The following is a 26,038-nucleotide window of genomic DNA, read 5'->3' as shown; positions in this document are numbered from 1 at the left end:
CGGAATAAATTGCTGCGGCTGGCCGCTGAGCAGGTTAAACTATCGACCCCCTACCCACTTGGCGCGTCGGGCCGCAGTGTCCGCCGTATCGATCCGGAATTGCAGTACCCGTTGAAGCCTGAGCGGTTCAAACGGCATTTGTTCCGCGCCAAGGTTCATGGCCGACAAGGCCGCCGCTTTGCGTTTGGCAGCGCGCCCATTCAATTGTAAGCGGACCCAACTCTGGACCGGTCGATAAGTCGGTAAATGGCTCAAGTCAACCACTTCAGGATTTTCAATTCAATGTGCATCAGTCTTCTTTGAAAACATCCCGATCAACGGCCCGATCACCTTTGTCGCCACCGGTATCAGAACAAAACCCCATGCCAGACCGAACACACCGTCCATCGTCGCCTTGGATACCCATTCAACAACACCGGTCCACTGCTCAGACACAGAATGACCAATGGCATAGGCCCAATCATGGATGTGGTGTCCCAGCCAACCAAAGCCCAGAACCTCCATCCCGTGAATGATGATGGAACCGCCGACCCACAACATCGCGGCGGTGCCGACTATGGACAGGATTTTCATGACAACTGGCATGGCTTTGACCAACCCGCGCCCCAGCCCTCGCCCAATCGGCGTCGGTGCGTTTTGCGCGAGGTACAATCCAACGTCGTCCATCTTCACGATAAGGGCAACTGATCCGTAGACCGCCACAGTGACACCGATCCCCACAACCGCCAAGGTCGCGGCCTGCATCCACAGGTTTGGGGCCTCGATCGCGGCCAGCGCAATCGTCATGATTTCAGCCGAAAGTATAAAATCCGTCTTGATCGCGCCTTTGACCTTTTGTTCTTCCAGATGGCCGGGATCGCGAATGGCCATGTCTTCGTCGATAAAGTGACTGCCATGAGGGAATAGGGCATGAAATATCTTCTCGGCCCCCTCGAAACACAGGTAAGAGCCGCCGATCATCAACAAAGGCGTAATCAACCACGGAGCAAAATTCGCCAGTAGCAAAGCAACCGGCAGCAGCAGGATGATCTTGTTGAATATGGAACCACGCGCGATGCGCCAAATGATGGGCAACTCGCGCGCCGGGGCGAATCCTTGAACGTATTTCGGGGTCACTGCGGCATCGTCGATGATCACACCAGCGGTCTTTGCGCCCGCCTTTCCGGCCGCCGCGACCACATCGTCCACGGACGAGGCCGCAACCTTTGCAATACCTGCTACGTCATCCAATAGGGCCAACAGACCGCTCATGGTGTTTCCTTTCACTTCACCTGCCGCAACCGGAGCCTACCCGATCCGACGGCTAGCGCAAGCGTTAGCGCAACCGGCGCAGGTTTGCGCTAACACGTTAGAAATATGTCACTTTTGGTCTTTTGAGAAAGCGCTTTGACAGCTATATGGCGTCCAACGCAAGCGCATTTGGAGACAGCACATGACCATCAAGGTCGGTATCAATGGTTTTGGCCGCATTGGCCGCTGCACGTTGTCGCATATCGCGGCATCCGCCCGCAACGACATCGAAGTGATCAAGGTCAACGCAACCGGCCCGCTGGAAACCACAGCGCACCTGCTAAAGTATGACAGTGTTCACGGACGTTTCCCCCGCGATGTCGCAATCGATGGCAAAACCATGGATCTGGGCCGCGGCCCGATGGAGATGTTCTCGACCTATGACATGAACGAACTGGACTGGGATGGCTGCGATGTCGTTCTGGAATGCACCGGTAAATTCAATGACGGTCTGAAAGCCAAAACGCACCTGGATCGCGGTGCACAAAGGGTCCTGCTGTCTGCCCCGGGCAAAAACGTCGATAAGACCATCGTCTATGGTGTAAACCACAACAGCCTTGTGGCCGATGACAAAATGGTCTCGAACGGCTCGTGCACTACGAACTGCCTTGCTCCGCTCGCCAAGGTACTGGACGAGGGTATCGGCATCGAGAACGGCATCATGACCACGATCCACGCCTATACCGGCGACCAGCCGACCCTTGACCGCCGTCATAGTGATCTTTACCGCGCCCGTGCTGCCGCGATGTCGATGATTCCGACATCGACAGGTGCCGCGAAAGCCTTGGGCGAGGTTCTGCCCAATCTGAAAGGTCGCCTGGATGGTTCGGCCATCCGTGTGCCGACCCCGAATGTTTCTGCGGTTGACCTGACATTCCGCGCTGCTCGTGATGTAACGGTAGAAGAAGTGAACGCTATCGTACGCGAAGCCTCGTTGGGTTCGATGCAGCGTGTTCTGGGCTATGAACCCGCACCGCTGGTTTCGACCGATTTCAACAACACCGAGGAAAGCTCGATCTTCGCACCCGATCAGACCCGCGTTGTCGGCGACCGCATGGTCCGTGTTCTGGCTTGGTACGACAACGAATGGGCGTTCTCGGTCCGTATGGCCGACGTGGCAGTTGCTATGGGTCGCCTGAACTAAGGTTGCTTTGAAATCTTGAACCTTTTCGCCCGCTCAGGTTAACTGGGCGGGCGTTTTCGTCCGGGGCAAGCATGACAAATCAAATCGCCATCTGGCTTGCCCTGCTCATTCTGGGCTTATTCGTTATCAGCTATGCCTTCTTTGGAACCGAACAATTCGTGTTCCTTGGCAAGAAACTCTACACCTTTCTGGACTGGCTCGCCTTCTGGCGGTGACAGAGGTTTTGCTTGACTTTTCCTCTGAACTGGCTTTGTTAGCGCTAACTTCACGTTGGCCGCATTTCGGACGGAGCAGGACATGACACTCAAGCTGGCAATCAACGGATTTGGACGGATCGGACGCGGCGTGCTGCGGGCGGTCATGGAATCCGGGCGCACGGATGTTGAAATCGTTGCGATAAACGACTTGGCGAAGCCGGAAATGAACGCGCATCTGTTCGAATTCGACAGCGTCCATGGCCGGTACGACAAACCGGTCACTTTGACCGAGGAAGGCCTGGATGTTGGAAACGGTCCAATCCGCCTGAGCAGCGAGCGTGAGCCGGAAAAACTGGATTGGTCCGATGTGGACGTCGTTCTGGAATGCACTGGCGTATTTCGCACACGCGAAGCCGCATCGCGCCATTTCGCGAACGGATCAAAGAAAGTCTTGATCTCGGCCCCAGCCCGCGGCGATGGCGCTGTGAAAACGATCGTGTTTGGCGTTAACGATCACGAGCTTACGGCCGAAGATAACGTAGTGTCTAATGCGTCTTGTACCACCAACTGCCTGTCACCGGTGGCCGCAGCGCTGGACGCAGGGCTAGGCATTGTCCACGGCAACATGACCACGGTTCACGCCTACACAGCCAGCCAACCCGTCCACGACACTGCCGGAAAAGACCCATATCTGTCACGCGCGGCAGCATTGTCGATGATCCCGACCACTACGGGCGCGGCCTCTGCCGTTGGCCTCGTCTTGCCGCAACTGGCCGGTAAGCTGACAGGTCAAGCTATTCGTGTCCCAACACCGAACGTGTCCGTGGTTGATCTGGTCGCTGAAGTCTCGCGCCCGACGACCGAGGACGAAGTCAACGCGCTGTTTACCGAAGCCGCAGCCAGAATCCCCGGAGTTTTGGCGGCAGAGAACCGCCCGCTGATCTCGGTGGATTTCAACCACGACCCACATAGCTCGACCGTTTCGCTGCCGGAAACCAAGGTGACCGACGGCACACTGGTGCGTGTGCTGGCATGGTATGATAACGAATGGGGTTTCTCGAACCGGATGCTGGACACTGCCGCAGCGATGGGTGCCCTAGCTTAAACGATCACGTAGCGCGGCATTAACGCGGGGCGTGACGAATTTCGACACGTCCCCGTCCAACCGGGCGATTTCCTTAACCAATTTGGAGGCAATGGCCTGATGCCGCGCCTCGGCCATCAGGAAGACCGTCTCGACCGTGTCGTCCAACGCCCGGTTCATCCCGACCATCTGGAATTCATATTCAAAATCCGCAACAGCCCGCAGCCCGCGGACAATGATCTGCGCCCCAACATCACGGGCGCAGTCGATCAGCAGGTTTTCAAAGGGATGCGCAACGATTTCGGTTCCCGTTTGCTCAGTCAGATGGGCGCATTCCACCTCGATCATCGCAACGCGTTCCTCAAGTGAGAACAATGGGCCCTTGTCGCGGTTGATCGCGACGCCAATGACGAGCTTGTCCACCAAAGCAGCCGCACGGCGAATGATATCGATATGACCCAAGGTGATTGGATCGAATGTTCCGGGATATAATCCAACCCTCATCGCGGCCTCCTGCGCAATAAAATTTCTGCGCAAGCAAACATAACTTCGCCGCAGGTGCAAGAGGCAGCTTTGGGGTTCAAGGGCCTCAATGCCCCATGATCATGCCTTGCAGCGCGTCTTTTTCCATAGCCAGTTCTGCCAGCTGCGCCTTTACCACGTCGCCCAGTGTGACGATCCCCACCAGCTTGCCATCTTCGACAACGGGCATGTGGCGAAAGCGCCCTTCGGTCATGCGGGTCATGATATCCTGAACCGTGTCCTGCTGAGTGGCTGTCACAAGGTTACGGGTCATATAGGCGCTGACTGGCTGCGCCAGGCAACCACTGCCGCTTGCGGCCAACTCCCTTACGATGTCCCGCTCGGAAAGGATGCCAGATGCCGTTTCGCCGCCATCTTCTGATACAACAACCGTCCCGATCCGTTTTTCGGCCAGGATTTTCGAGGCGTCAGCCACAGTGATTGTCGGGCTGACTGTCTCGACCCCTCCGGTAGCCTTGGATTTCAGAATGGCCTGAACGAGCATAAGCGTTACCTCCGAAATAATGTCCTGTTTTCCAAAGCGTTGCCGGAATGCTTAAACCTGTCAAGGTGACACTTGAGCCTCAAGCCGCTCAACCTCTTCCCGAATACCCTGCGTCAAGGCCTGCGCAAACCGGTTCAATCTTTCATTCCGCTGATCGCCCTGATGTCGCACCAGGTGAAAACTCCGGGTCAAACTCACCTGATCCGTCAGGATTTTCTGCAGGTTGGGATGAAACGGCAAGGTGAAGTCATGCGCCACGCAAACCCCCGTTCCAAGCGTGGCCTGCCGCAGCTGAACCGACACCGAATTCGATGCAAGCGCGACACGGTCAACACCGATATCCACTAGATAATCCAGCTCGCGGTCAAAGATCATATCCGGAATGTAGCCAATCATGCGATGGCCACTCAGGTCCTGGATCGCACGGATTGCCGGGTAAGAGGCCAGATAGTCGCGCATCGCAACAAGGTGCAGTTTGTAATCGGTGATTTTCTGGACCAGAAGGCTCCCAGCTGTTGGTGCACTGACGGTCACCGCCATATCCGCCTCACGCCGAGACAGGTTGATCACGCGCGGTAGGGCCAGAATCTGAATATCCAGATCGGGGTTTGCATCGCTGATTTTTGCGCAGACCTGCGGCAAAAGATAGTTAGCCGACCCGTCCGGCGCGCCAATCCGTATTTGTCCGCTGAGCGTTTTCGACGTTCCCGCCATCGCGCCAGCCGCCGCGCGCATCGCCTCTTCTGCTTTTTGCCCGTGTTCCATCAGGCGTTCGCCCGCAGCAGTCAAAAGGTAGCCTTGTTGCGATTTGGTAAACAGGGGGGCTTCCAATGAGGTTTCCAACCGAGCAATCCGTCGCCCGACGGTGGCTGGGTCGATCTTCAGCTGACGCCCGGCAGCCGAAAGGCTTTCTTCTCGCGCGACGGCCAAAAAGACCCGCATATCATCCCAGTTTGGTGTCACGGCCTGCCCTTTGCATTTTTGCAAAACATCTTTGGGACATTGCCTCTGTTCAAGCAATTTATGCAAGCCTATTGTGCGCACAAACGCATCGGAGGAGATCTGCAATGACCGAGCTGTCCCATTTCATCAACGGCGAGAATGTCGCCGGAACCTCAGGACGATTTGACGACGTCTTTAACCCCGCCACTGGCGAGGTTCAGTACAAGTGCCCGATGGCAAGTGCTGCCGAAACCACGGCGGCAATCGAAAGCGCAGCCGCTGCGCAGCTTGCCTGGGGTGCAACCAATCCACAGAAACGCGCACGTGTCATGATGGCCATGGTTCACCTGATGAACCGCGACATGGACAAGTTGGCCGAGGCGCTCAGCCGCGAGCATGGCAAAACCATCCCAGACGCCAAGGGCGACTTGCAGCGCGGTCTGGAAGTGATCGAATACTGCATCGCTGCACCGCAGATGCTGAAGGGTGAGTTCACCGACAGTGCAGGCCCGGGTATCGACATGTATTCCATGCGGCAGCCGCTGGGTGTTGTTGCATCCATTATGCCGTTCAACTTCCCAGCCATGATGCCGCTTTGGCACGTAGGCCCTGCCCTGGCCTGCGGCAACGCAGTGGTTCTGAAACCGTCCGAGCGTGATCCCTCCGTTCCCCTGATGCTAGCAGAGCTGTTTGTCGAAGCCGGCCTGCCCAAGGGCGTCTTCCAGGTCGTCAATGGCGACAAAGAGGCCGTGGACACTCTGCTGGACAGCGATACCATTCAGGGCGTGTCCTTTGTTGGCTCGACCCCGATCGCGCAATACATCTATTCCCGCGCGACTGCGAACGGTAAGCGCGCGCAGTGTTTCGGCGGCGCCAAGAACCACATGATCGTCATGCCTGACGCGGATCTGGATCAGGCTGCCGACGCTCTGGTCGGTGCCGGGTTTGGCGCGGCGGGCGAACGCTGCATGGCCATCTCGGTTGCTGTGCCCGTTGGCGAAGAAACCGCCGACGCTCTGATCGAAAAGCTGATCCCGCGTGTTGAAAAGCTGAAGGTCGGCCCTTACACCGCCGGCGATGACGTCGACATGGGCCCAGTTGTAACAGGTGCTGCCAAAGAGCGTATCCTCGGCCTCATCAATTCGGGCGTAGAACAAGGCGCGAAGCTGGTTGTTGATAACCGCGACTTCAGCTTGCAGGGCTATGAGGACGGCTTCTTTGTCGGCCCGCACCTGTTCGATAACGTGACGCCTGAGATGGACATCTACAAGCAAGAAATCTTTGGCCCGGTTCTGTCGACCGTGCGCGCAGGCTCTTATGAAGAAGCGCTGAAACTGGCGATGGATCACGAGTACGGCAACGGCACGGCAATCTTCACGCGCGATGGCGACACCGCGCGCGACTTTGCCAGCCGTGTGAATATCGGCATGGTCGGTATCAACGTTCCGATCCCAGTTCCGCTGGCCTACCACACCTTTGGCGGCTGGAAGAAATCCATGTTTGGTGACCTGAACCAGCACGGTCCGGACAGCTTCAAGTTCTACACCCGCACGAAAACCGTTACGGCCCGTTGGCCGTCGGGCATCAAAGAAGGTGGCGAGTTCAATTTCAAAGCGATGGACTGATATTTCGCTCCACAAACGCCAAAGGCCGCCACAACGGGCGGCCTTTATCGCTGATTAACAAGGGATTAGTTCTGTAAGAACTAGCTCAGATCTGCCAACTTGCTTTTCAACTCATAAGATACGCGAATTTCCAAGGTTTCCGATTTCTTGGTCATATCGTGCGGTCTCCGAACATCTGCGGGCCTGTCCTCTGGAATTGGAGCAGACATACCCGAAAAAATACCCCAAGCCGTGTCCCGCAAACAGCAAAACCTGTCCGGACACCGAGTATTCCCCCGTCCGGACAGGCAATAAACTGCGTCAAATGTGTAAATCTCACGGAAAATTTAAGCCAAGCATCTGGCCCTGAGGGAAAGCAGTTACTAAATTGCCCGAAACCATAGAGCATTCCTTCAGGAGGCATCCGTGTCCAGTTCCCGTATTAATCGTCGTACCGCCTTGCTGGGTGCTGCGTCCGTCCTAGCGACGCCGACGCTTATGCGCGCCCAAAGCTCAGATGCTTTCCCAACGACAGAAGAGGCGATCAGCACGCAACTGCCGGTGCGCCGCAATGTCTCGTCCTTCTCGCAACAGAACTGGCAGGACCATTTTGACCAGCTGGGCGCTGGGGCTTTGCTGGCCGATATCACAAGCCGCGCGGTGCACTATTGGGGGCCAAATGGCACCTACAAACTGTACCCTAGTTCGGTACCGATGAGCGAAGAGCTGACGAAGCGCGGTTATACCAAGGTTGTGCGCAAGGCTGAAAATCCCAGTTGGACACCAACCGCGTCGATGCGCGAGCGTGATCCGCTTTTGCCAGTGCGTATGGAAGGTGGTGAACCAGGCAACCCGTTGGGCACCCGTGCAATGTATCTGGGCTGGCCAGCCTATCTTGTGCACGGCACCCACGATACGCGAAAAATCGGGCGCCAAAGCTCGTCCGGGTGCATCGGCCTGTACAATCAACATGTCGAGGAATTGTTTCCTCTCGTCCAGGTCGGAACCCAGGTCAGACTGGTCTGATGATAAAGCCCCGGCCACAAGGACCGGGGCTTTTTCATGAAATCAAAGTATCTTATTCCGGCAGGATCACAGCGTCGACAACGTGGATCACGCCATTGCTCGTCTCAATATCGGCCTGAGTGACTTCGGCACCGTTCACTTTCACGCCGTTCTTTGCATTTACACTCAGGCGATCGCCTTGCACGGTCAGGACCTTGGCGCGTTTGCCAGCGATGTCACCGGACATCACCTTGGCGGGAACCACGTGATAGGTCAGGATTTCGACCAATTGGTCTTTGTTCTCCGGCAACAGCAGTGTTTCCACCGTACCTTCGGGCAATGCCGCAAAAGCTTCATCAGTCGGTGCGAACACTGTGAACGGTCCGTCACTTTTCAACGTGTCGACAAGACCCGCAGCCTGAACAGCGGCGACCAATGTGTTGAAGGACCCGGCCGACACTGCGGTATCCACGATATCTGCAGCCTGTGCTTTTACAGGCAGTGTCAGTGCAATTGCGGCGGCGGCGCCCATAAACGTACGACGAAACATGGCTGTCATCTCCTCTCCAGCTAGTTATAGAAAGGGGTACGGGCGCTTAGACGCGCCGGATCACTAACTGATCAATTTTCTTTGACCTGAACCCATATGCTTTGGGCGCGACCGGCCTTCAAAAATGGCAAGGATTCGACCGCATCGGGGCGATCCTGTTGCAGGTAGTATCCAGGCCAAAGCATTGAATATGCACTAGATTGCAGGAGTGCATGCAGCATGTACTGCTCACCCCAGCCCGGGCAATCATAGAAGAACCGTTTAGGATATTCATAAGGCAGAAAAACATCGTGCACATGAATGACCACACCGGGTTTAAGCGCCGGAATGATGCGGCAGAACAGGTGCGCGACGTCATTGCTCATGCGAACAACGTGGCTGGAATCGATGAACAGCACGTCACCGGATTCGAGATGCTCGAACAATGCCGGATCGACTTCTTCCAGACGTTTTTGTTCGAACTGGTCCACCACATGCGCGATATCTGCCCGTGGATACGGATCGATTGCGGTGACGTTGGTCTGCAATCCGCTGTCGATAATCGCCTGCCGCGTTACACGGGTCGAGTTGCCGCAACCCACCTCGATCACGCGTTTTGGTTTGAAACGGCGGATCATCAGATACAGCGCATCCGCATCCGGGCTGTCGTAGTACCCATTGTTAATTCGATAACCGGTCTTGTTGCGCGCCGGGTCTTTCAGAGCTTCCAGAGAAGTAGAGTGTTCTTGGTATTCCGACACCAATTGAGTGATATCGAACCCGTCCATCCCCGGTGACAAGGTATAGGCCGGGCGGGTCAGACCCCCTACCCGTTCAAACGCCTCAAGGCGCGCGCGCTCGTCCCGTTCGGTCACTTTTTCGATCAGTTTCACACCAAACCGATCAAGCGCGGCGTTCAGCCGGGGGAATTTCCTTGGTTTCACGGGGCGCTCCGGGTTTGGTGACAGTCTAGACGCCTCCTTACCTGTGCTCGTGGGGGCTTCGCAAGAACCCAGCTGGCAAACACTTGGCAAAAAGACAAATTCCGTATTCACTGGTTGGAACAAAGTTGCGAGGGCCGGAATGCAGCAGGAATTTACGCTGGGCATCGAAGAAGAGTATCTGCTGGTAGATCGAGACAGTCTGGAACTCGCCGAAGCGCCTGCCGCGTTAATGGAAGCCTGCCAGGCCGATTTTGAAGGACAGGTCAGCCCCGAATTCCTGCAATGCCAGATCGAGGTCGGTACGCGACCGCATGTGACCATCAGCTCTGCGCGCGAGGATCTGAAACGCTTGCGATCCTGCGTTTCGAAACGCGCCGCCGAGCACAACCTTGCCCCAATCGCTGTTTCCTGCCACCCCTTTGCCGACTGGAAAAAACAGCAACACACGCGCAAAGACCGATATGATGCGCTACAACACGCGTTGGGCGGAGTGGCGCGGCGTATGCTGATCTGTGGCATGCATGTCCATATCGGGGTGGCCGATTCAGCCTTGCGCGCCGACCTGATTCCGCAGCTGTCCTACTTTCTGCCGCATCTCTTGGCCTTGTCGACGTCATCGCCATATTGGAACGGTGAGGACACCGGCCTGTCTTCGTACAGGTTAACGGTGTTCGACAACTTGCCACGGACCGGACTCCCGCCGATCTTTTCCGGCTGGTCCGAATATGAACGTACTACGGGCGTTCTGGTCGAACTGGGCGTGATCGAAGACACCACGAAAATTTGGTGGGATTTGCGACCGTCGCACCAATATCCAACGCTGGAAACCCGGATCATGGACGTGCAGCCCCGCATGGAGCATGCACTTTCACTGGCCGCAATGGTGCAGGCGTTAACGCGCATGCTATGTCGCTTGAAAGACCGAAATCTCAGGTGGCGACAATACGATCGCTTTCTCATTGGCGAAAACCGCTGGCGTGCGCAGCGCTATGGCGTTGGCGAAGGGATGATTGACTTCGGAGATCGCTCAATCAAACCCATGCCGGAACTTATGGGCGAATTGATGGGTCTGCTGGCCGAAGACGCCGAAGCTCTGGGCACCATGACTGAGTTGGCAAAGCTGCAGCAGATTGCCCAGAACGGCACCTCGGCCACCCGCCAGCGCCGGGTATATGCCGAGGCAGCGGCAAAAGGTGATGACCCCGGCAAGGCTGTGGTTCAACACTTGATTGACGAATTCCATCAAGACCTCTGAACGTTGGCACGTTTTCCCGCACAAGAATGTGCCCGTGATTGATGGCCGTGCAAAATTTCTGTAAGGATTGGGAAATAAACACTCGTTCAATTCAACGGGCAGCGTGGGAGGCAATCCATGGATTTCGCAATAACCGAAGAGCAGAACGCAATCTTCGACATGGCCCATGATTTCGGGCAGGAAAACATCGCCCCATTTGCCCGCCAGTGGGAGGCCGAAGGCACCATCCCCAAAGATCTGTGGCCGCGCATTGGTGAGCTGGGTTTCGGCGGCCTTTATGTTTCTGAGGACAGCGGCGGTTCTGGCCTGTCTCGTCTAGACGCCACGCTTGTGTTCGAAGCTTTGTCGATGGCCTGCCCCTCGGTCGCAGCCTTTCTGTCGATCCACAACATGTGTGCCAAGATGCTGGACAGCTTCGCCAGTGACGAGCTGAAATCCCGCATCATGCCCGATGTTCTAAGCTTGAGCACCGTGCTCAGCTATTGCCTGACCGAGCCCGGCTCAGGTTCTGACGCAGCCGCTTTGAAAACCCGCGCTGAACGCACAAACGAAGGCTACACCCTGAACGGCACCAAGTCTTTCATCTCGGGCGGCGGATACTCGGATGCCTATGTCTGCATGGTGCGCACCGGCCAGGATGGGCCCAAGGGCATTTCGACGGTCTATGTCGAGGATGGCACCCCAGGCCTGAGCTTTGGCGCGCTGGAACAGAAGATGGGGTGGAAAAGCCAGCCTACTGCTCAGGTACAGTTCGACGATTGCAAGATCCCCTCCGACAACCTAGTCGGTGTCGAAGGCGACGGTTTCAAATACGCAATGATGGGGCTGGATGGCGGACGTCTGAACATCGCCTCTTGTTCATTGGGTGGCGCGCAAACCGGGTTGAACATGACACTACAGTACATGTCTGAGCGGAAGGCTTTCGGGCAGTCCATCGACCAGTTTCAGGCCCTTCAGTTCCGTCTGGCAGATATGGAGATCGAATTGCAGGCCGGCCGGACATTCCTGCGTCAGGCGGCGTGGAAGTTGGATCAGGGCGCGCCCGATGCAACAAAGTTCTGCGCTATGGCCAAGAAATTCGTGACCGAAACGGGATCGAAAGTGGTAGATCAATGCCTGCAATTGCATGGCGGCTATGGCTATCTGGCCGATTACGGTATCGAAAAGCTTGTACGCGATCTGCGCGTGCATCAGATTTTGGAAGGCACGAACGAGATCATGCGGGTCATCGTTGCCCGCCAGATGCTCTCTCAGCGCTGAGGACTTTATGTCAGACATCTATATTCGCACAGCAGGCCGTGCCGGTCGTATCACCCTGACCCGGACCAAGGCGCTGAATGCGCTCAGCTATGATATGTGCCTGGCCATCGACACCGCTTTGCGCAACTGGCGTGAGGATGACGCGGTCGATCTGGTCATTCTGGATGCCGAGGGCGACAAGGCCTTTTGCGCGGGCGGTGACATTGCCGAGCTTTATGAGACCGCCACCAAGGGCGATTTTGAATACGGCCGAAAGTTCTGGCGCGATGAGTACCGCTTGAATGCTCTGATCTTCGAATACCCAAAGCCGGTTGTCAGTTTTCTGCAGGGCTTCACTATGGGTGGAGGCGTCGGCATCGGGTGCCATGGCAGCCATCGCATCGTGGGTGAAACGTCGCAAATCGCCCTGCCCGAATGCTCGATCGGTTTGGTTCCGGATGTCGGCAGCACGCTGATGCTGGCACTCGCACCCGGACGGCTTGGTGAATACCTCGGCACAACCGGGCATCGCATGGGGCCAGCCGATGCCATTCTGGCCGGTTTCGCAGATCATCACATTACGATCCAGCAATGGCCGGATCTGATCGATATGCTTGAAGCATCCGGCGACGCCAGCATTCTTGAAAGCCATTCCGACACGCCGCCCGAAGGCTCGTTGGTCGCAATGCAAGATGCGATTGAGACGGATTTCGGGGGCGAAACTCTTGGAGACATCCAAAACAGCCTGCGCAACTCGAACAATGACGCCGCCGCTGACGCACTGAGGTTGATCGGGAGCAATTCGCCACTCTCCATGGCTTGCACGGTCGAAATGCTGCACCGTCTCCGCACTCCAAACCTGACCATGCGCAAGGCGTTGGAGTTGGAGTATCGCTTCACCTATCGCGCGATGGAACACGGGGACTTTCTGGAAGGAATCCGGGCGCAGATCATCGACAAGGATCGCAACCCGAGTTGGCGCCATCAAAACCAAAACGTACCGGCTGTCACTGTTTCAAAGATGCTACAACCTTTGGGCGCGTGCACGCTGACTTTTGAGGAGGATTAAGGAATGAAAATCGGGTTTATCGGCCTGGGCAACATGGGCAATCCGATGGCGGCCAACCTTGCCAAAGCAGGGCATGATGTCAGCGGCTTTGACATGGCGGATGTCTCTGTCCCGGGTGTCACTATGGCCAGCTCCGGTCCTGAGGCCGCGACTGGCGCCGACATCGTCGTGACCATGCTACCGAACGGACAGATCCTGCGGGCGGTGGCAAAAGAGATCATTCCCGCCATGGTGCCCGGTGCGGTCTGGATCGACTGTTCAACGGTCGATGTCGATAGCGCCCGTGCCGTCGCTGAGCAGGCAAAGGAAGCGGACGTTCTCGCAGTAGACGCCCCTGTGTCAGGTGGCATCGGCGGCGCGGCAGCGGGTACGCTAACCTTCATGGCAGGCGGTAGCGACGCGGCGTTTGAAAAGGCATCGCCGCTGTTTGACATCATGGGTCAGAAAGCTGTGCATTGCGGCGAATCCGGTGCTGGTCAAGCGGCCAAGATTTGCAACAACATGATCCTAGGCGTAACCATGATCGCCACCTGCGAGGCCTTTGCATTGGCCGACAAGCTTGGGCTAGACCGGCAAAAGATGTTTGATGTGGTCAGCACGTCCTCGGGCTATAGCTGGACGATGAACGCCTACTGCCCCGCCCCGGGCGTTGGACCTGCCAGCCCGGCGGATAACGACTATCAACCCGGATTTGCGGCCGAACTGATGCTAAAAGATCTGCGGCTCAGCCAGCAAGCCGCTGACAGTTCGGACGCAGACACGCCCATGGGACAAGTTGCAACGGCGCTTTATGAGAAATTCGTCGAATCCGAAGACGGGCTGGGCAAGGATTTTTCCGCCATGCTGCCGAGGTTTGAAAAGCGTAATAGGGGCTAGTCGCCACAGGGTGGCAGCTTACTGCCCATCGAGTTGACCGGCGGACAAACAGCAGCCATCTGTTTCCTAACTGCGCTTTAACGCGAAAGGAAACATGATGTCGCGAATTCTGTCTGTTACTTTGACCATTGTCGCGCTTTCATTGAGTCCGGCTACTGCAATGGCAGGGAACGGAAAGAGTAAGGCGGGTCATTGCCCGCCAGGCTTGGCAAAAAAAGCAGTGCCCTGTGTTCCGCCGGGTCAGGTAAAAAACCTGTACAAAAAGGGCGACTATATCACGCACGACTACAGCTGGATCAACGATCCCTACCGTTATGGTCTGAATCGCGGCGGATCCTACATTCGCTCGGGCGATTACGTTTATCGTGTCGACCCCGAAACGCAAAAGGTGCTGAACCTGATCGGCGCAGTGGCTGATATTCTTTACTAAAGAACTGCACTATTCCGCAGCAACGCGCGCACCGTCCAACATCGGTTTGAGATACCTGCCGGTATGACTGCGGTCGACCTCGGACACATTCTCGGGTGTCCCGGTTGCCACGATTTCACCACCGCCATCGCCGCCTTCAGGGCCGATATCAATGATGTGGTCGGCGGTTTTGACGACATCCAGATTGTGTTCAATCACAACGACCGTATTGCCCTGATCGGCCAATTCATGCAGCACTTCCAACAACTTGCGCACGTCTTCGAAATGTAGGCCGGTGGTTGGTTCATCCAGAATATACAAAGTCCGCCCGGTCGAGCGCTTGGACAATTCCTTTGAAAGCTTCACGCGCTGCGCCTCGCCACCCGAAAGTGTGGTCGCCTGCTGCCCAACCTTAATATAACCAAGCCCGACCCGCGCCAGTGCGTCCATTTTATCGCGGATCGACGGCACGGCCTTAAAGAACTCCTGCGCGTCTTCGACGGTCATATCAAGGACATCGGCGATAGACTTGCCTTTGAACTTGATCTCCAGCGTTTCGCGGTTGTACCGCGCGCCCTTACAGGTTTCGCAGGTGACGTAAACATCGGGCAGGAAATGCATCTCAATCTTGATGACACCGTCACCCTGACAGGCCTCGCAACGACCACCCTTGACGTTAAAGCTGAACCGTCCGGGCTTATAGCCGCGCGCCTTTGCCTCGGGCAGACCGGCAAACCAATCGCGGATCGGCGTGAAGGCCCCGGTGTAAGTCGCTGGATTTGAACGCGGAGTTCGCCCGATAGGGCGCTGGTCAATGTCGATGACCTTATCCAGATGCTCCAACCCTTTGATGGTTTCGCAGGGCGCCGGCGTTTGCCGCGCGCCGTTCAAACGCATCGAAGCGGTTTTGAACAGTGTCTCAATCGTAAGCGTCGATTTCCCGCCTCCGGAAACGCCGGTGACGCAGACAAACTTGCCGAGCGGAAACTCCGCCGTCACGTTCTTCAGATTGTTCCCGGTCGCTTTGACAACCGTCACCTTCTTTTTGTTCCCTTTGCGTCGCTCAGCCGGGACCGAGATCTCGCGGGTTCCCGACAAGTATTGCCCGGTCATCGACGCCGCATCAGCCGCGATTTGATCAGGTGTGCCTTTGCTGACAACCTGACCACCATGCACTCCAGCCCCCGGCCCGATGTCAAAAACATAATCCGCCTCGCGGATTGCTTCCTCGTCATGCTCGACGACAATCACTGTGTTACCCTGGTCACGCAGGTTCTTTAGCGTCCCAAGCAAGCGATCGTTGTCCCGCTGGTGCAGGCCAATGGACGGTTCATCCAGAACGTACAAAACTCCTGTCAAACCAGATCCGATCTGGCTGGCCAGACGAATGCGCTGGCTTTCACCACCAGACAAGGTACCACTTGAGCGGGACAGCGTAAGGTATTCCAAACCAACATTATTCAGAAATCCCAGTCGCTCGCGGATTTCCTTCAGAATGGCACGCGCGATTTCGTTCTTCTGGACACTTAGATGGTTCGGTGCATCTTCGATCCAGGCCAGGGCCTCGCGGATCGACATCTGAACAACCTGCCCGACATGCGCGCCTGCGATCTTAACCGCCAGCGCCTCGGGACGTAGGCGATAGCCTTCACAGGCACCACAGGGACGGTTGTTCTGATACCGCTCAAACTCTTCACGGATCCACGCGCTGTCAGTCTCGCGATAGCGGCGTTGCATATTCGGAATCACGCCCTCAAAGCTGCGGGTGACCTGATAGACCCGCCCGCCTTCATCATAGCGGAATTGGATTTCTTCGTCGCCGGAACCGCGCAGAAACACTTGCTGCACCTTTGGCGGCAGGTCCTTCCACGGCGTGTTCTTATCGAACTCATAGTGTCGGGCAATCGCTTCGATGGTCTGCAGAAAGTACGGCGACTTTCCCTTGCGCCAGGGCGCCAACGCCCCGTCGTACAGTTTCAGGGTCTGGTCCGGCACCACAAGGCGTTCGTCAAAGAACAGCTCGACACCCAGACCATCACAATCCGGACACGCCCCGAACGGAGCGTTGAACGAAAACAAACGCGGTTCGATTTCGGGAATGGTGAAGCCGCTGACCGGGCAAGCAAAGTTCTCGCTAAACGTGATCCGTTCCGGATCGCCCTCACGCGGCGCGGTTTCGAGAACGGCGATACCATCGGCCAAGTCCAAAGCAGTACGCAAACTGTCGGCCAGCCGGGTCTCCATCCCTTCGCGAACGACCAACCGGTCGACGACGACATCAATGTCATGGCGATATTTCTTGTCCAGCGTCGGCGGTTCATCCAGTTCGTAGAATTCTCCGTCGACCTTCACACGCTGAAATCCCTGCTTGCGCAGTTCGAGGAATTCTTTTTTGTATTCGCCTTTGCGGTCGCGCACGATAGGGGCGAGCAGGTATCCGCGTGTCCCTTCCTCCATCGTCATGATGCGGTCGACCATGTCCTGAACCTGTTGCGCCTCAATTGGCTGCCCAGTAGCGGGGCTGTACGGCGTTCCGGACCGGGCGAATAACAAGCGCATATAGTCATAGATCTCGGTGACCGTTCCGACGGTCGAACGCGGGTTCTTGGACGTCGTCTTCTGTTCAATCGAGATGGCTGGTGACAGGCCGCTGATGTGGTCCACATCAGGCTTTTCCATCATGTCCAAAAACTGGCGGGCATAGGCCGACAGGCTTTCAACGTAACGCCGCTGGCCCTCGGCATAGATCGTGTCAAAAGCCAAAGACGACTTACCAGACCCCGACAGCCCGGTGATCACCACAAGCTGATCACGTGGGATGTCCACGTCGATGCCTTTGAGGTTATGTTCGCGCGCTCCGCGCACTTCGATATTCTTCAGCTCAGCCATTTTTGGCCCCCAACACACAAGTGTCTTAGAAATAGGTGAACGACGCTGGAACTCCAACAGAAAAGTTAGAACAAAGCAAGAACTGTCATCTATTCGCCGATCCGACAAAGCAGCATCGCATTTGACACGCGGAAGCGTGGCACAATTTACGAAATTACCGCTGACTTTGTGGAAAATGGCGCGGTTGACGGGGCTCGAACCCGCGACCCCCGGCGTGACAGGCCGGTACTCTAACCAACTGAGCTACAACCGCGCATCTATTTTCGTGATCCCTTAACCCGAATCTAGGCTGACAGCAGTGGCGCGGTTGACGGGGCTCGAACCCGCGACCCCCGGCGTGACAGGCCGGTACTCTAACCATCTGAGCTACAACCGCCCGCTGTCTGTTCATCGCTGAACGTTTGGGTGTATTATGGCTACGCCCCGACATCGTCAAGCGGCGTTTTGAAGTTTTTTCACAGAACCTGATTTTTTCCGATTTGACCAACTGCCCTTAGAAACAGAAAACCAGCTTTTCAAGGGATGGGCCGAATTCACAACCGGCCATCTTGCCAACCCATCCGAGTCGCGGTAACAGCACCGCCTACGGGTGATTAGCTCAGTGGTAGAGCGCTTCGTTCACATCGAAGATGTCAGGAGTTCAAATCTCTTATCACCCACCATTCCCCTTCCTCAGAATCAACGCCTTCTAAGGCCTTGAAATTACAATGCTTGCCAGCTTGCATTTCAGCTGCGTATCGTTCCTGCATCTGCCGTGTGATCAACCGGCGCTGAAGCACGGGGTTTCGCATGGCCAAATTGAAAAGGGATATTGGCCTTGTTGGCCTGACCTTCATTTCGGTCGGTGGAATTATCGGTTCCGGCTGGTTGTTCGGCCCCCTCCTCGCAGTTCAACACGCAGGTCCTGCCGCTATCCTTTCGTGGATCATTGGCGCGGTGGCCATGTTCGTTCTTGCGATAACCTTCGCCGAGATCTCGGCCATGCTGCCCATTCCCGGAGGGATCGCCCGCGTCCCCCAGTTTTCGCACGGCAACATCGTTTCGATGGCAATGGGGTGGACGGCCTGGATTGGGTACAACACCACCGCCCCGATTGAGGTCGAGGCGATGCTGAAGTACCTCGGGCCTTATGCTCCCTGGCTGCACACAGCCGATACGGGCAGTTTGACCGGCGCAGGTATCGCCGTGGCGTTGTTTTTTATGTTGTTGTTCGTTGTCATTAATGCGTTGGGGGTAAAATTCTTCACGCAAGTCAACGCGACGCTGACATGGGCCAAAATTGCCATTCCTATCGTGCTGTCGGTTCTGCTGATCGCAAGTCGATTTGACACCGGAAATTTCACCCAACCGGGTGGTTTTGCGCCGTACGGCTTGCAGGGCATCATGGCGGCCGTTTCAACCGGAGGCGTCATCTTTTCCTTCATCGGTTTCCGCCATGTGGTCGATATGGCCGGTGAGGTTCGAAACCCCAAAGTGGCCATTCCTGCGGCGCTGGTGCTGTCCATTATTCTGTGTGCGGCCATTTACGTCGGATTACAGATCGCGTTTATCGGCGCGCTTGACCCGGAGATGCTGAAGAACGGCTGGGCAAGCCTGAATTTTAGCGGTCAGGGGCCATTGGACGGGGTCATCCTATCGGTTGGGATCGTCTGGTTCCTGAGCGTTTTGAACATAGGTTCGGTCATTGGCCCCTTTGGCAACGGTTTGGTGTCCACCGGTTCGAACGCGCGTATCGCGATGGCCTTGTCACAGAACGGGTTCCTGCCAAAGCGTTTGCAAATACTGTCCGCATTTGGGGTGCCCTTGTGGGCATTGGCGCTGAACTTTCTGATTGGAATTCTGTTCCTTCTTACGGTCCCGTTCACCACCGTTATTGCCCTGAATGGTGCGGCCATAGTCGTATCTTTTGCCGTTGGGCCAATCGCCGTTGTGTGCTTGCGACGCCTGATGCCGGACCACCCGCGGTCCATTCGCATTCCCTTTGTCAAAGTGGTGGCCATCACAGCCTTCGCTGTCGCCACGCTCATCGTCTATTGGAGCGGATGGGACACCGTTTGGCGGCTTGGCATCGCGTTGATCGTCGGGTTTGTTCTTCTTCTGGCACGGTTCCACAATCGGTTGAACGAAATGGACGTGACCGAGGCCCTGTGGCTGGTTCCCTATTTCGGAGGGATCGGCTTGATCTCGTTCCTGGGACAGTTCGGGGAAGGTGCGCTTAAGAAAATCCCCTTTGGTTGGGATATTTTGCTGTGTGTTCTGTTTTCAATCGTCATTTTTGGTCTGGCGGTCCGATCTTCCCTATCCGCCAAAAAGTTTCAAACTTACATCGCCGAGGAAGAGGTTCTGGACCCGAAGAAGCCTGTTATCGGCTTCTGAAAAGGAAAAAGGCGGGGAAGACCCCGCCTTTTCTTTGTCTATCGCCTATCGCTTAGTGCGTCGTGGCAGACGGGCTTGCGCTTTCAGTGGCCTTCGCAGCGGCTGCGGCAGCCTCTTCGGCGGCCTCATCCCACTCAATCGCTTCCGGCTCACGTACCAGTGCCAGTTTGAGAACTTCGGACACGTGCTCTACCGGAATGATCTTCAGACCTTCTTTCACGTTGTCCGGGATCTCGGCCAGGTCCTTTTCGTTCTCTTCCGGGATCAGAACAGTCTTGATGCCACCGCGCAGGGCCGCCAGCAGTTTCTCTTTCAAACCACCAATCGGCATCGCGTTGCCACGCAACGAAACCTCACCCGTCATTGCGATGTCCTTACGAACCGGAATACCGGTCAGCACGGATACGATCGAGGTCACCATGGCCAGACCAGCCGAAGGCCCGTCTTTCGGAGTCGCACCATCCGGCACGTGCACGTGGATGTCTATCTTGTCGAATTTGGGTGGCTTCACCCCAATCTGAGGCGAAATTGACCGCACATAGGACGACGCCGCATCGATGGATTCCTTCATCACATCGCCCAGCTTGCCGGTGGTCTTCATCCGACCCTTGCCCGGCAGTTTCAGCGCCTCGATATGCAACAGATCACCACCGACCGATGTCCACGCCAGACCGGTGACAACACCAACCTGATCGTCCTGTTCGGCCAGGCCATAGCGGAACTTGGGCACGCCCAGGAACTCATCCAGATTGTCTGGCGTCACCGTTACAGATTCAGCCTCTTTCTTGATGATCTTGGTCAGCGACTTCCGCGCCACCTTGGCTATTTCACGTTCTAAGTTCCGAACGCCAGCTTCCCGCGTGTAAGTGCGGATGATCGAATGCAGCGCGTCATCGGTCAGTTCGAACTCCTTGGCCTTCAGACCGTGGTTCTTCACCTGCTTGCTGATCAGATGCTGTTTGGCGATCTCACTTTTTTCGTCCTCGGTGTAACCGGCCAGCGGAATGATCTCCATCCGGTCCAGCAAAGGCCCAGGCATGTTGTAGCTGTTGGATGTGGTCAGGAACATCACGTTGGACAGGTCGTATTCGACCTCAAGGTAGTGGTCCATGAATGTGCTGTTCTGCTCCGGGTCCAACACCTCGAGCATCGCCGAAGCCGGGTCACCACGGAAGTCCTGCCCCATCTTGTCGATCTCGTCGAGCAGGATGAGCGGGTTTGTGGTCTTCGCCTTTTTCAGCGCCTGGATGATCTTACCAGGCATCGAACCGATATAGGTCCGACGGTGGCCACGGATCTCGGACTCGTCACGCACACCGCCCAGCGAGATGCGAATGAACTCACGCCCCGTCGCACGTGCAACCGACTTACCAAGCGAGGTTTTACCCACACCCGGAGGGCCAACAAGGCACATAATCGGGCCCTTCAGCTTCTTCGACCGCTGCTGAACAGCCAGATATTCGACGATCCGTTCCTTGACCTTCTCAAGGCCATAGTGGTCGGCATCCAGAATGTCCTGCGCGCGGCCCAGATCCTTTTTGACGCGGGATTTCGTGCCCCACGGCAAGGCCAGAATCCAGTCCAGATAGTTGCGTACGACGGTGGCCTCAGCCGACATCGGGCTCATGTTACGCAGCTTTTTCAGCTCGCCTTCGGCCTTTTCACGGGCCTCTTTGGACAGCTTGGTCTCTTCGATTTTAGCTTCCAGTTCGGCAACTTCATTGCTGCCGTCTTCGCCATCGCCAAGTTCCTTCTGAATGGCCTTCATCTGCTCATTCAGATAGTACTCGCGCTGCGTCTTCTCCATCTGGGTTTTGACGCGGGTCTTGATCTTTTTCTCGACCTGCAGAACCGACATTTCGCCCTGCATCAGGCCATAGACCTTCTCAAGTCGCTCGCTGACGCTTAGGGTTTCCAGCAGGTCTTGCTTTTGTTCGACTTCAATCCCCAAATGACCCGACACAAGGTCAGCCAGCTTTGCCGGTTCGGTGGATTCTCCAACTGCGGTCAACGCTTCTTCGGGGATGTTTTTGCGCACTTTCGCGTAACGCTCGAATTCATCCGCAACCGTGCGCTGCAGTGCTTCGGTTGTCGTTACGTCGCCCGGAATTTCGGTCAAATACTCGGCGCGCGCCTCAAAAAATTCTTCGTTTTCAAGGAATTCCGTGATCATCACACGGGCTTGCCCCTCGACCAGCACCTTCACGGTGCCGTCCGGCAATTTCAGCAATTGCAGTACATTGGCCAGCACACCGGACCGGTAGATGCCGTCTTCGGTTGGGTCATCGTCGCTTGGGTCGATCTGGCTGGACAACAGAATCTGCTTGTCGTCCTGCATCACTTCTTCCAGCGCCCGGACGGATTTTTCCCGACCGACGAACAGCGGCACGATCATATGCGGGAAAACCACGATATCGCGCAGCGGCAGCACTGGGTATGAGGAGTTCAGGGGCTCTTGCATGCTCTATCCTTATCATTGGCAAGACGGCTCTGGTCCCTCATCGAGGCAACGCCCGGCCGTCTCCTGTCTTGGACGATAAAGGTGGGGCAGTTAACGCCCTATTTCAACCTTACCGCCATCTCTCATGGTGAGAATGACCTGAGGTGTTCGGGACTGCAAGGCACCTGATGGACTATTCGGCGATTTTGATCGCCAAAACACCAAACGCCTATCAAACAGGCTCAATATCGCCTTGCGCACGCTGTGCGTGGAACTCGACCTGCCACGCCTCAAACGTTCCAGCGGCGATGGCGTCACGCATCCCCTGCATGATCTCTTGGAAATAATGCAGGTTGTGCCAGGTCAGCAGCATGCCAGAAATCATTTCATTCGAACGGAACACGTGGTGCAGATAGGCGCGGGAGTAGTTTGTACAGGCAGGACACGTGCAGTGTTCATCCAACGGGCGCGGGTCATCTGAATGGCGGGCATTCTTGATGTTCACCACGCCGTAGCGCGTGAATACCTGCCCTGTGCGCCCCGAACGGGACGGCAACACGCAATCCATCATGTCAATGCCACGCGCAACAGCGCCAACGATATCATCCGGTTTTCCAACGCCCATCAGATAACGTGGTTTGTCGACCGGCAGCATATCCGGCGCAAAGTCCAGCACGTCGAACATCGCTTCCTGGCCTTCACCCACGGCAAGCCCACCGACGGCGTAACCTTCGAAACCGATCTCTTTCAGCGCCTCGGCCGATTCCTCGCGGAAATCCTGCTCAAGCCCGCCCTGCTGAATGCCGAACAAAGCGTGACCGGGACGATCCCCGAAAGCGTCACGCGACCGCTCGGCCCACCGCATCGACAGGCGCATCGACTCGGCAATGCGATCCCGGTCAGCGGGCAACGCTGGGCATTCGTCGAAACACATAACGATGTCGGACCCCAACAGGCGCTGAATCTCCATCGATCGCTCAGGCGTCAATTCGTGGCGCGAGCCGTCGATATGAGATTTGAAGGTCACACCCTTTTCGGTCAGCTTGCGCAACCCGGCCAGCGACATAACCTGAAACCCACCTGAATCCGTCAGTATCGGCCGTTCCCAATTCATGAACTTGTGCAACCCGCCCAAACGGTCGATCCGCTCGGCTGTCGGGCGCAGCATCAAGTGATAGGTGTTGCCCAACAGGATGTCCGCCCCTGTGGCGCGTACGCTTTCCGGCATCATCGCTTTGACCGTTGCCGCCGTGCCAACCGGCATAAAGGCCGGCGTGCGCACCTCACCGCGTGGAGTATGGATTACCCCGGTGCGTGCTTTGCCATCCGTGGCTTTCAGGTCAAATGAGAAACGGTCTGTCATGTGAATGCCTCAGGGTCGCTGAACCGGGCAGCAATTGCCCGATCTTCGCTGATATTGCAAGCCGTCAGGGCAATGACGCAACGCGGTCAGTGAACAGGCTGACAACCCCTGCCCCATCCACATCCCGGCATACGCGCACTGTTGGTCTGTTGGCATCCGGTCGGGTTGCCCCGATTTGCGGACCATCTACCTCAACCTGAAGCCCGGTTTCGACTATCTCGAACATGGGTTCGTGGGTACAGGCAATCACAGCCGTCGAGTCGTGCAGGCCGCACCCTTCCAATCCGCCGATATCCTTGTAGAACTTCAGATAAAATTTCGAGATGTCGCGCAGGAAACCGCCCATGTCAGCGGAAAGCGCCGCCAATGCATCAAAATCCGCGGTCTCGTACAGAGTTTTCAGAGTGACATCCAAGCCGACCAGAACAGTATCTGGCGGAGACGCGAACACTGCATCCGCGGCCTGTGCATCGTGATAGATGTTGGCCTCGGCATGCTCCGTGATGTTCCCGGGGCAAAACACGGCACCGCCCATGATCACCAGTCGCTTGATGTTGCCTGCAAACTCTGGGTCCAACCGCATGGCATCGGCGACATTGGTCAACGGTCCAATGGCGCAGACGACCAGCTCACCCTTGTGTTCCCGCGCCTGCTCGACAAGGAATTCGGCCGCCGTCAGGGGGTGATTTTCCCCAATCTGCGGGATGTCAGTCAAATCACCGAATCCTTCGGGGCCGTGCACGTGCTCGGACGGGTCGTATGTGGTCGCACCAACTGGAAGCGGCGCCCCCTCAGCCACTGGCGCGTCCAGTCCCAGTTTATGGAGCAAGAACCGCGCGTTGCGGCTGGATTGGTGCACATGCGTGTTGCCGAAAACCGTGGTCAGGCCGATCAGGTCTATTTCTGGTGCAGCGGCGGCATAGGCAATGGCCATCGCATCGTCGATGCCCGGATCTGTATCAATTATCAGTTTCATCCCCGCCCGATAGCGCAATCACAACCGGATGCAAAGCAGCCACATTCAAAATATTCCACGCTACATTGTGGTTTTCAGAGATTTGCATCTATCCCCATTCCCGCCATACCAGAGTTGAAAATGGGCGAGTCAATCCCCAAGTGTATACCATAGTACACAATAATACAGAGGACAGATATGACCGAAGAACAGATCATTGGGTTGCTAACATCGAACATCATTTACCTGCTTGCGGCAGTTCTGATTGTCGTCGTTATTTTCAAAGGCATCAAAATTGTGCCTCAGTCGGAAAAATACGTGGTTGAACGCTTTGGCCGCCTGCACTCGGTGCTTGGCCCCGGAATCAACTTTATCGTTCCTTTTCTTGATGTTGCGCGTCACAAGATATCCATTCTTGAACGCCAGCTACCGAATGCGACGCAAGATGCAATCACCAAGGACAACGTTCTGGTTCAGATCGATACTTCGGTGTTTTACCGTATTCTTGAACCGGAAAAGACCGTGTACCGCATCCGTGACGTCGACGGAGCGATTGCAACAACCGTTGCAGGTATCGTCCGTGCCGAAATCGGTAAAATGGATCTGGATGAAGTGCAGTCCAACCGCGCTCAACTGATTGAACGCATTCAGGAAAGCGTCGAAACTGCCGTTGACGACTGGGGGATCGAAGTCACCCGCGCCGAGATTCTGGATGTAAACCTGGATCAGGCCACACGCGATGCGATGCTACAACAGTTGAACGCGGAACGTGCCCGCCGTGCGCAGGTGACCGAGGCTGAAGGTCAAAAACGTTCGGTCGAATTGAATGCCGACGCGGAACTTTACGCGGCCGAGCAGACCGCAAAAGCCCGCCGTATCCAGGCCGAGGCCGAAGCTTATGCAACCGGCGTGGTCGCCAAGGCCATTCAGGACAATGGTATCGAGGCTGCCCAGTATCAGGTCGCTTTGAAGCAAGTCGAATCCCTGAACGCGCTGGGTAACGGCACCGGGTCGCAGACCATCGTGGTTCCCGCCAATGCGCTTGAGGCCTTTGGCGATGCCTTCAAGATGTTGAAAGGAGGAAAGTAATGGCTGATCCCTTCTGGCTGACATGGTGGCTCTGGCTGGCCGGAGCGCTGGCTCTGGGCATACTTGAGATCGTCTTGCCAGGGTTCATCTTTCTTGGCTTTGCGATTGGAGCGGCGGTCACAGGGCTTTTGCTTATAATCCCCGGTTTTGCCCCAAGCCTGGCAGTCTTGCTTTTACTCTTTGCGGGTCTTTCACTGGTGGCTTGGCTGATCCTGCGGCGCATGTTCGCCCTGCCCCATGGCCAGGTAAAAACCTTCCGCCACGATATCAACGATTGATCCAAATCGACGCAGCGTCCAGCGGGCCACACCG

At 56.4% G+C, this 26,038-nt stretch carries 24 protein-coding genes and 3 tRNA genes; 15 read left to right on the top strand and 12 right to left on the bottom strand.

Translation table 11 applies throughout. From position 1 onward, the window contains the following. The first annotated feature begins 9 nt into the window (after positions 1 to 9). Positions 10 to 210, top strand: coding sequence for a hypothetical protein (locus tag RUA4292_RS12410; RefSeq protein WP_058277841.1), 201 nt, complete (start codon positions 10 to 12; stop codon positions 208 to 210). A 69-nt stretch (positions 211 to 279) separates the two neighbouring features. Here RUA4292_RS12410 and RUA4292_RS12405 read toward each other — a convergent pair whose 3' ends face one another. After that, positions 280 to 1,251: a DUF808 domain-containing protein gene (locus RUA4292_RS12405; protein WP_058277840.1), complete on the bottom strand. Its 972-nt coding sequence runs from the start codon at positions 1,249 to 1,251 to the stop codon at positions 280 to 282. Positions 1,252 to 1,432: 181 nt separating this feature from the next. Here RUA4292_RS12405 and gap (RUA4292_RS12400) point away from each other — a divergent pair, with 181 nt between their 5' ends. The 3 genes from gap (RUA4292_RS12400) to gap (RUA4292_RS12390) all read left to right on the top strand — a co-directional run bounded on the left by gap (RUA4292_RS12400) (position 1,433) and on the right by gap (RUA4292_RS12390) (position 3,736). Further along, the gene (gene gap / locus RUA4292_RS12400) at positions 1,433 to 2,434 is read left to right on the top strand and encodes a type I glyceraldehyde-3-phosphate dehydrogenase (protein WP_058277839.1); all 1,002 of its coding nucleotides are present in this window, start codon (positions 1,433 to 1,435) and stop codon (positions 2,432 to 2,434) included. Positions 2,435 to 2,505: 71 nt separating this feature from the next. Continuing rightward, positions 2,506 to 2,649 (top strand): hypothetical protein, encoded by a 144-nt coding sequence (locus RUA4292_RS24970; protein WP_058277838.1) that lies wholly within the window; start codon positions 2,506 to 2,508, stop codon positions 2,647 to 2,649. 82 nt (positions 2,650 to 2,731) lie between these two features. Next, positions 2,732 to 3,736, top strand: coding sequence for a type I glyceraldehyde-3-phosphate dehydrogenase (gene gap, locus RUA4292_RS12390; protein ID WP_058277837.1), 1,005 nt, complete (start codon positions 2,732 to 2,734; stop codon positions 3,734 to 3,736). Here gap (RUA4292_RS12390) and coaD read toward each other — a convergent pair. The 3 genes from coaD to RUA4292_RS12375 form a co-directional block, all read right to left on the bottom strand. After that, positions 3,728 to 4,219, bottom strand: a complete 492-nt coding sequence (gene coaD, locus RUA4292_RS12385) for a pantetheine-phosphate adenylyltransferase (protein WP_058277836.1) — start codon at positions 4,217 to 4,219, stop codon at positions 3,728 to 3,730. The two genes, gap (RUA4292_RS12390) and coaD, sit on opposite strands and share 9 nt — an antisense overlap. An 85-nt stretch (positions 4,220 to 4,304) precedes the next feature. Further along, positions 4,305 to 4,742: a CBS domain-containing protein gene (locus tag RUA4292_RS12380; RefSeq protein ID WP_058271514.1), complete on the bottom strand. Its 438-nt coding sequence runs from the start codon at positions 4,740 to 4,742 to the stop codon at positions 4,305 to 4,307. 60 nt (positions 4,743 to 4,802) lie between these two features. Further along, the gene (locus RUA4292_RS12375; RefSeq protein WP_058278186.1) at positions 4,803 to 5,705 is read right to left on the bottom strand and encodes a LysR family transcriptional regulator; all 903 of its coding nucleotides are present in this window, start codon (positions 5,703 to 5,705) and stop codon (positions 4,803 to 4,805) included. A 104-nt stretch (positions 5,706 to 5,809) separates the two neighbouring features. Here RUA4292_RS12375 and RUA4292_RS12370 point away from each other — a divergent pair, with 104 nt between their 5' ends. Then, entirely contained in the window at positions 5,810 to 7,309 is a 1,500-nt protein-coding gene (locus tag RUA4292_RS12370; RefSeq protein WP_058271513.1) for a CoA-acylating methylmalonate-semialdehyde dehydrogenase, read from the top strand. A gap of 477 nt (positions 7,310 to 7,786) precedes the next feature. After that, complete coding sequence (locus RUA4292_RS12365; RefSeq protein WP_370737419.1) at positions 7,787 to 8,314, top strand: L,D-transpeptidase; 528 nt, start codon at positions 7,787 to 7,789, stop codon at positions 8,312 to 8,314. Positions 8,315 to 8,366: 52 nt separating this feature from the next. Here the strand turns inward: RUA4292_RS12365 and RUA4292_RS12360 are convergent, their stop codons facing one another. Both RUA4292_RS12360 and RUA4292_RS12355 read right to left on the bottom strand, forming a co-directional pair. Continuing rightward, positions 8,367 to 8,843 carry a fasciclin domain-containing protein gene (locus RUA4292_RS12360; protein ID WP_058278185.1) on the bottom strand — a complete coding sequence of 159 codons (477 nt, stop codon included), beginning with the start codon at positions 8,841 to 8,843 and terminating at the stop codon, positions 8,367 to 8,369. A gap of 71 nt (positions 8,844 to 8,914) precedes the next feature. After that, positions 8,915 to 9,766 carry a class I SAM-dependent methyltransferase gene (locus RUA4292_RS12355; protein ID WP_058277834.1) on the bottom strand — a complete coding sequence of 284 codons (852 nt, stop codon included), beginning with the start codon at positions 9,764 to 9,766 and terminating at the stop codon, positions 8,915 to 8,917. 139 nt (positions 9,767 to 9,905) lie between these two features. Between RUA4292_RS12355 and RUA4292_RS12350 the strand changes: the two genes are divergently transcribed. The 5 genes from RUA4292_RS12350 to RUA4292_RS12330 all read left to right on the top strand — a co-directional run bounded on the left by RUA4292_RS12350 (position 9,906) and on the right by RUA4292_RS12330 (position 14,635). Next, entirely contained in the window at positions 9,906 to 11,021 is a 1,116-nt protein-coding gene (locus RUA4292_RS12350; protein WP_058278184.1) for a carboxylate-amine ligase, read from the top strand. 117 nt (positions 11,022 to 11,138) lie between these two features. Further along, positions 11,139 to 12,281, top strand: a complete 1,143-nt coding sequence (locus RUA4292_RS12345) for an acyl-CoA dehydrogenase family protein (RefSeq protein WP_058277833.1) — start codon at positions 11,139 to 11,141, stop codon at positions 12,279 to 12,281. A 7-nt stretch (positions 12,282 to 12,288) separates the two neighbouring features. Next, positions 12,289 to 13,329, top strand: a complete 1,041-nt coding sequence (locus RUA4292_RS12340; RefSeq protein ID WP_058277832.1) for an enoyl-CoA hydratase/isomerase family protein — start codon at positions 12,289 to 12,291, stop codon at positions 13,327 to 13,329. Positions 13,330 to 13,332: 3 nt separating this feature from the next. Then, entirely contained in the window at positions 13,333 to 14,205 is an 873-nt protein-coding gene (gene mmsB / locus RUA4292_RS12335) for a 3-hydroxyisobutyrate dehydrogenase (protein WP_058277831.1), read from the top strand. A 160-nt stretch (positions 14,206 to 14,365) separates the two neighbouring features. After that, entirely contained in the window at positions 14,366 to 14,635 is a 270-nt protein-coding gene (locus tag RUA4292_RS12330; RefSeq protein ID WP_233493428.1) for an excinuclease ABC subunit A, read from the top strand. Positions 14,636 to 14,644: 9 nt separating this feature from the next. On the opposite strand, the gene uvrA is transcribed toward RUA4292_RS12330, so the two are convergent. The 3 genes from uvrA to RUA4292_RS12315 form a co-directional block, all read right to left on the bottom strand. Further along, positions 14,645 to 17,503: an excinuclease ABC subunit UvrA gene (gene uvrA / locus RUA4292_RS12325; RefSeq protein ID WP_058277830.1), complete on the bottom strand. Its 2,859-nt coding sequence runs from the start codon at positions 17,501 to 17,503 to the stop codon at positions 14,645 to 14,647. 176 nt (positions 17,504 to 17,679) lie between these two features. Then, positions 17,680 to 17,756 (bottom strand) — tRNA-Asp (locus RUA4292_RS12320). Positions 17,757 to 17,802: 46 nt separating this feature from the next. Continuing rightward, a tRNA-Asp gene (locus RUA4292_RS12315) sits at positions 17,803 to 17,879 on the bottom strand. Positions 17,880 to 18,090: 211 nt separating this feature from the next. On the opposite strand from RUA4292_RS12315, the gene RUA4292_RS12310 reads away from it, so the two are divergent. After that, positions 18,091 to 18,165, top strand: a tRNA-Val gene (locus tag RUA4292_RS12310). A gap of 127 nt (positions 18,166 to 18,292) precedes the next feature. Beyond that, a complete protein-coding gene (locus RUA4292_RS12305; RefSeq protein WP_058277829.1) occupies positions 18,293 to 19,879 on the top strand; it encodes an APC family permease in 1,587 nt (528 codons plus the stop codon). Positions 19,880 to 19,931: 52 nt separating this feature from the next. On the opposite strand, the gene lon is transcribed toward RUA4292_RS12305, so the two are convergent. The 3 genes from lon to RUA4292_RS12290 all read right to left on the bottom strand — a co-directional run bounded on the left by lon (position 19,932) and on the right by RUA4292_RS12290 (position 24,658). Further along, positions 19,932 to 22,340: an endopeptidase La gene (lon, locus tag RUA4292_RS12300; protein WP_058277828.1), complete on the bottom strand. Its 2,409-nt coding sequence runs from the start codon at positions 22,338 to 22,340 to the stop codon at positions 19,932 to 19,934. Positions 22,341 to 22,551: 211 nt separating this feature from the next. Continuing rightward, positions 22,552 to 23,682: a tRNA guanosine(34) transglycosylase Tgt gene (gene tgt / locus RUA4292_RS12295; RefSeq protein ID WP_058277827.1), complete on the bottom strand. Its 1,131-nt coding sequence runs from the start codon at positions 23,680 to 23,682 to the stop codon at positions 22,552 to 22,554. A gap of 64 nt (positions 23,683 to 23,746) precedes the next feature. Continuing rightward, positions 23,747 to 24,658 carry a nucleoside hydrolase gene (locus RUA4292_RS12290; RefSeq protein ID WP_058277826.1) on the bottom strand — a complete coding sequence of 304 codons (912 nt, stop codon included), beginning with the start codon at positions 24,656 to 24,658 and terminating at the stop codon, positions 23,747 to 23,749. 177 nt (positions 24,659 to 24,835) lie between these two features. Here RUA4292_RS12290 and RUA4292_RS12285 point away from each other — a divergent pair, with 177 nt between their 5' ends. Further along, on the top strand, positions 24,836 to 25,726 hold the full coding sequence (locus RUA4292_RS12285; protein WP_058277825.1) for an SPFH domain-containing protein: 891 nt from the start codon (positions 24,836 to 24,838) through the stop codon (positions 25,724 to 25,726). After that, positions 25,726 to 26,004, top strand: coding sequence for an NfeD family protein (locus tag RUA4292_RS12280; protein ID WP_058277824.1), 279 nt, complete (start codon positions 25,726 to 25,728; stop codon positions 26,002 to 26,004). The genes RUA4292_RS12285 and RUA4292_RS12280 overlap by 1 nt, the downstream gene beginning before the upstream one ends. Positions 26,005 to 26,038 lie beyond the last annotated feature (34 nt).

This window comes from Ruegeria atlantica (genome assembly GCF_001458195.1).
Lineage (GTDB): Bacteria > Pseudomonadota > Alphaproteobacteria > Rhodobacterales > Rhodobacteraceae > Ruegeria > Ruegeria atlantica.
This window is presented reverse-complemented; position numbering and strand designations above follow the sequence as displayed.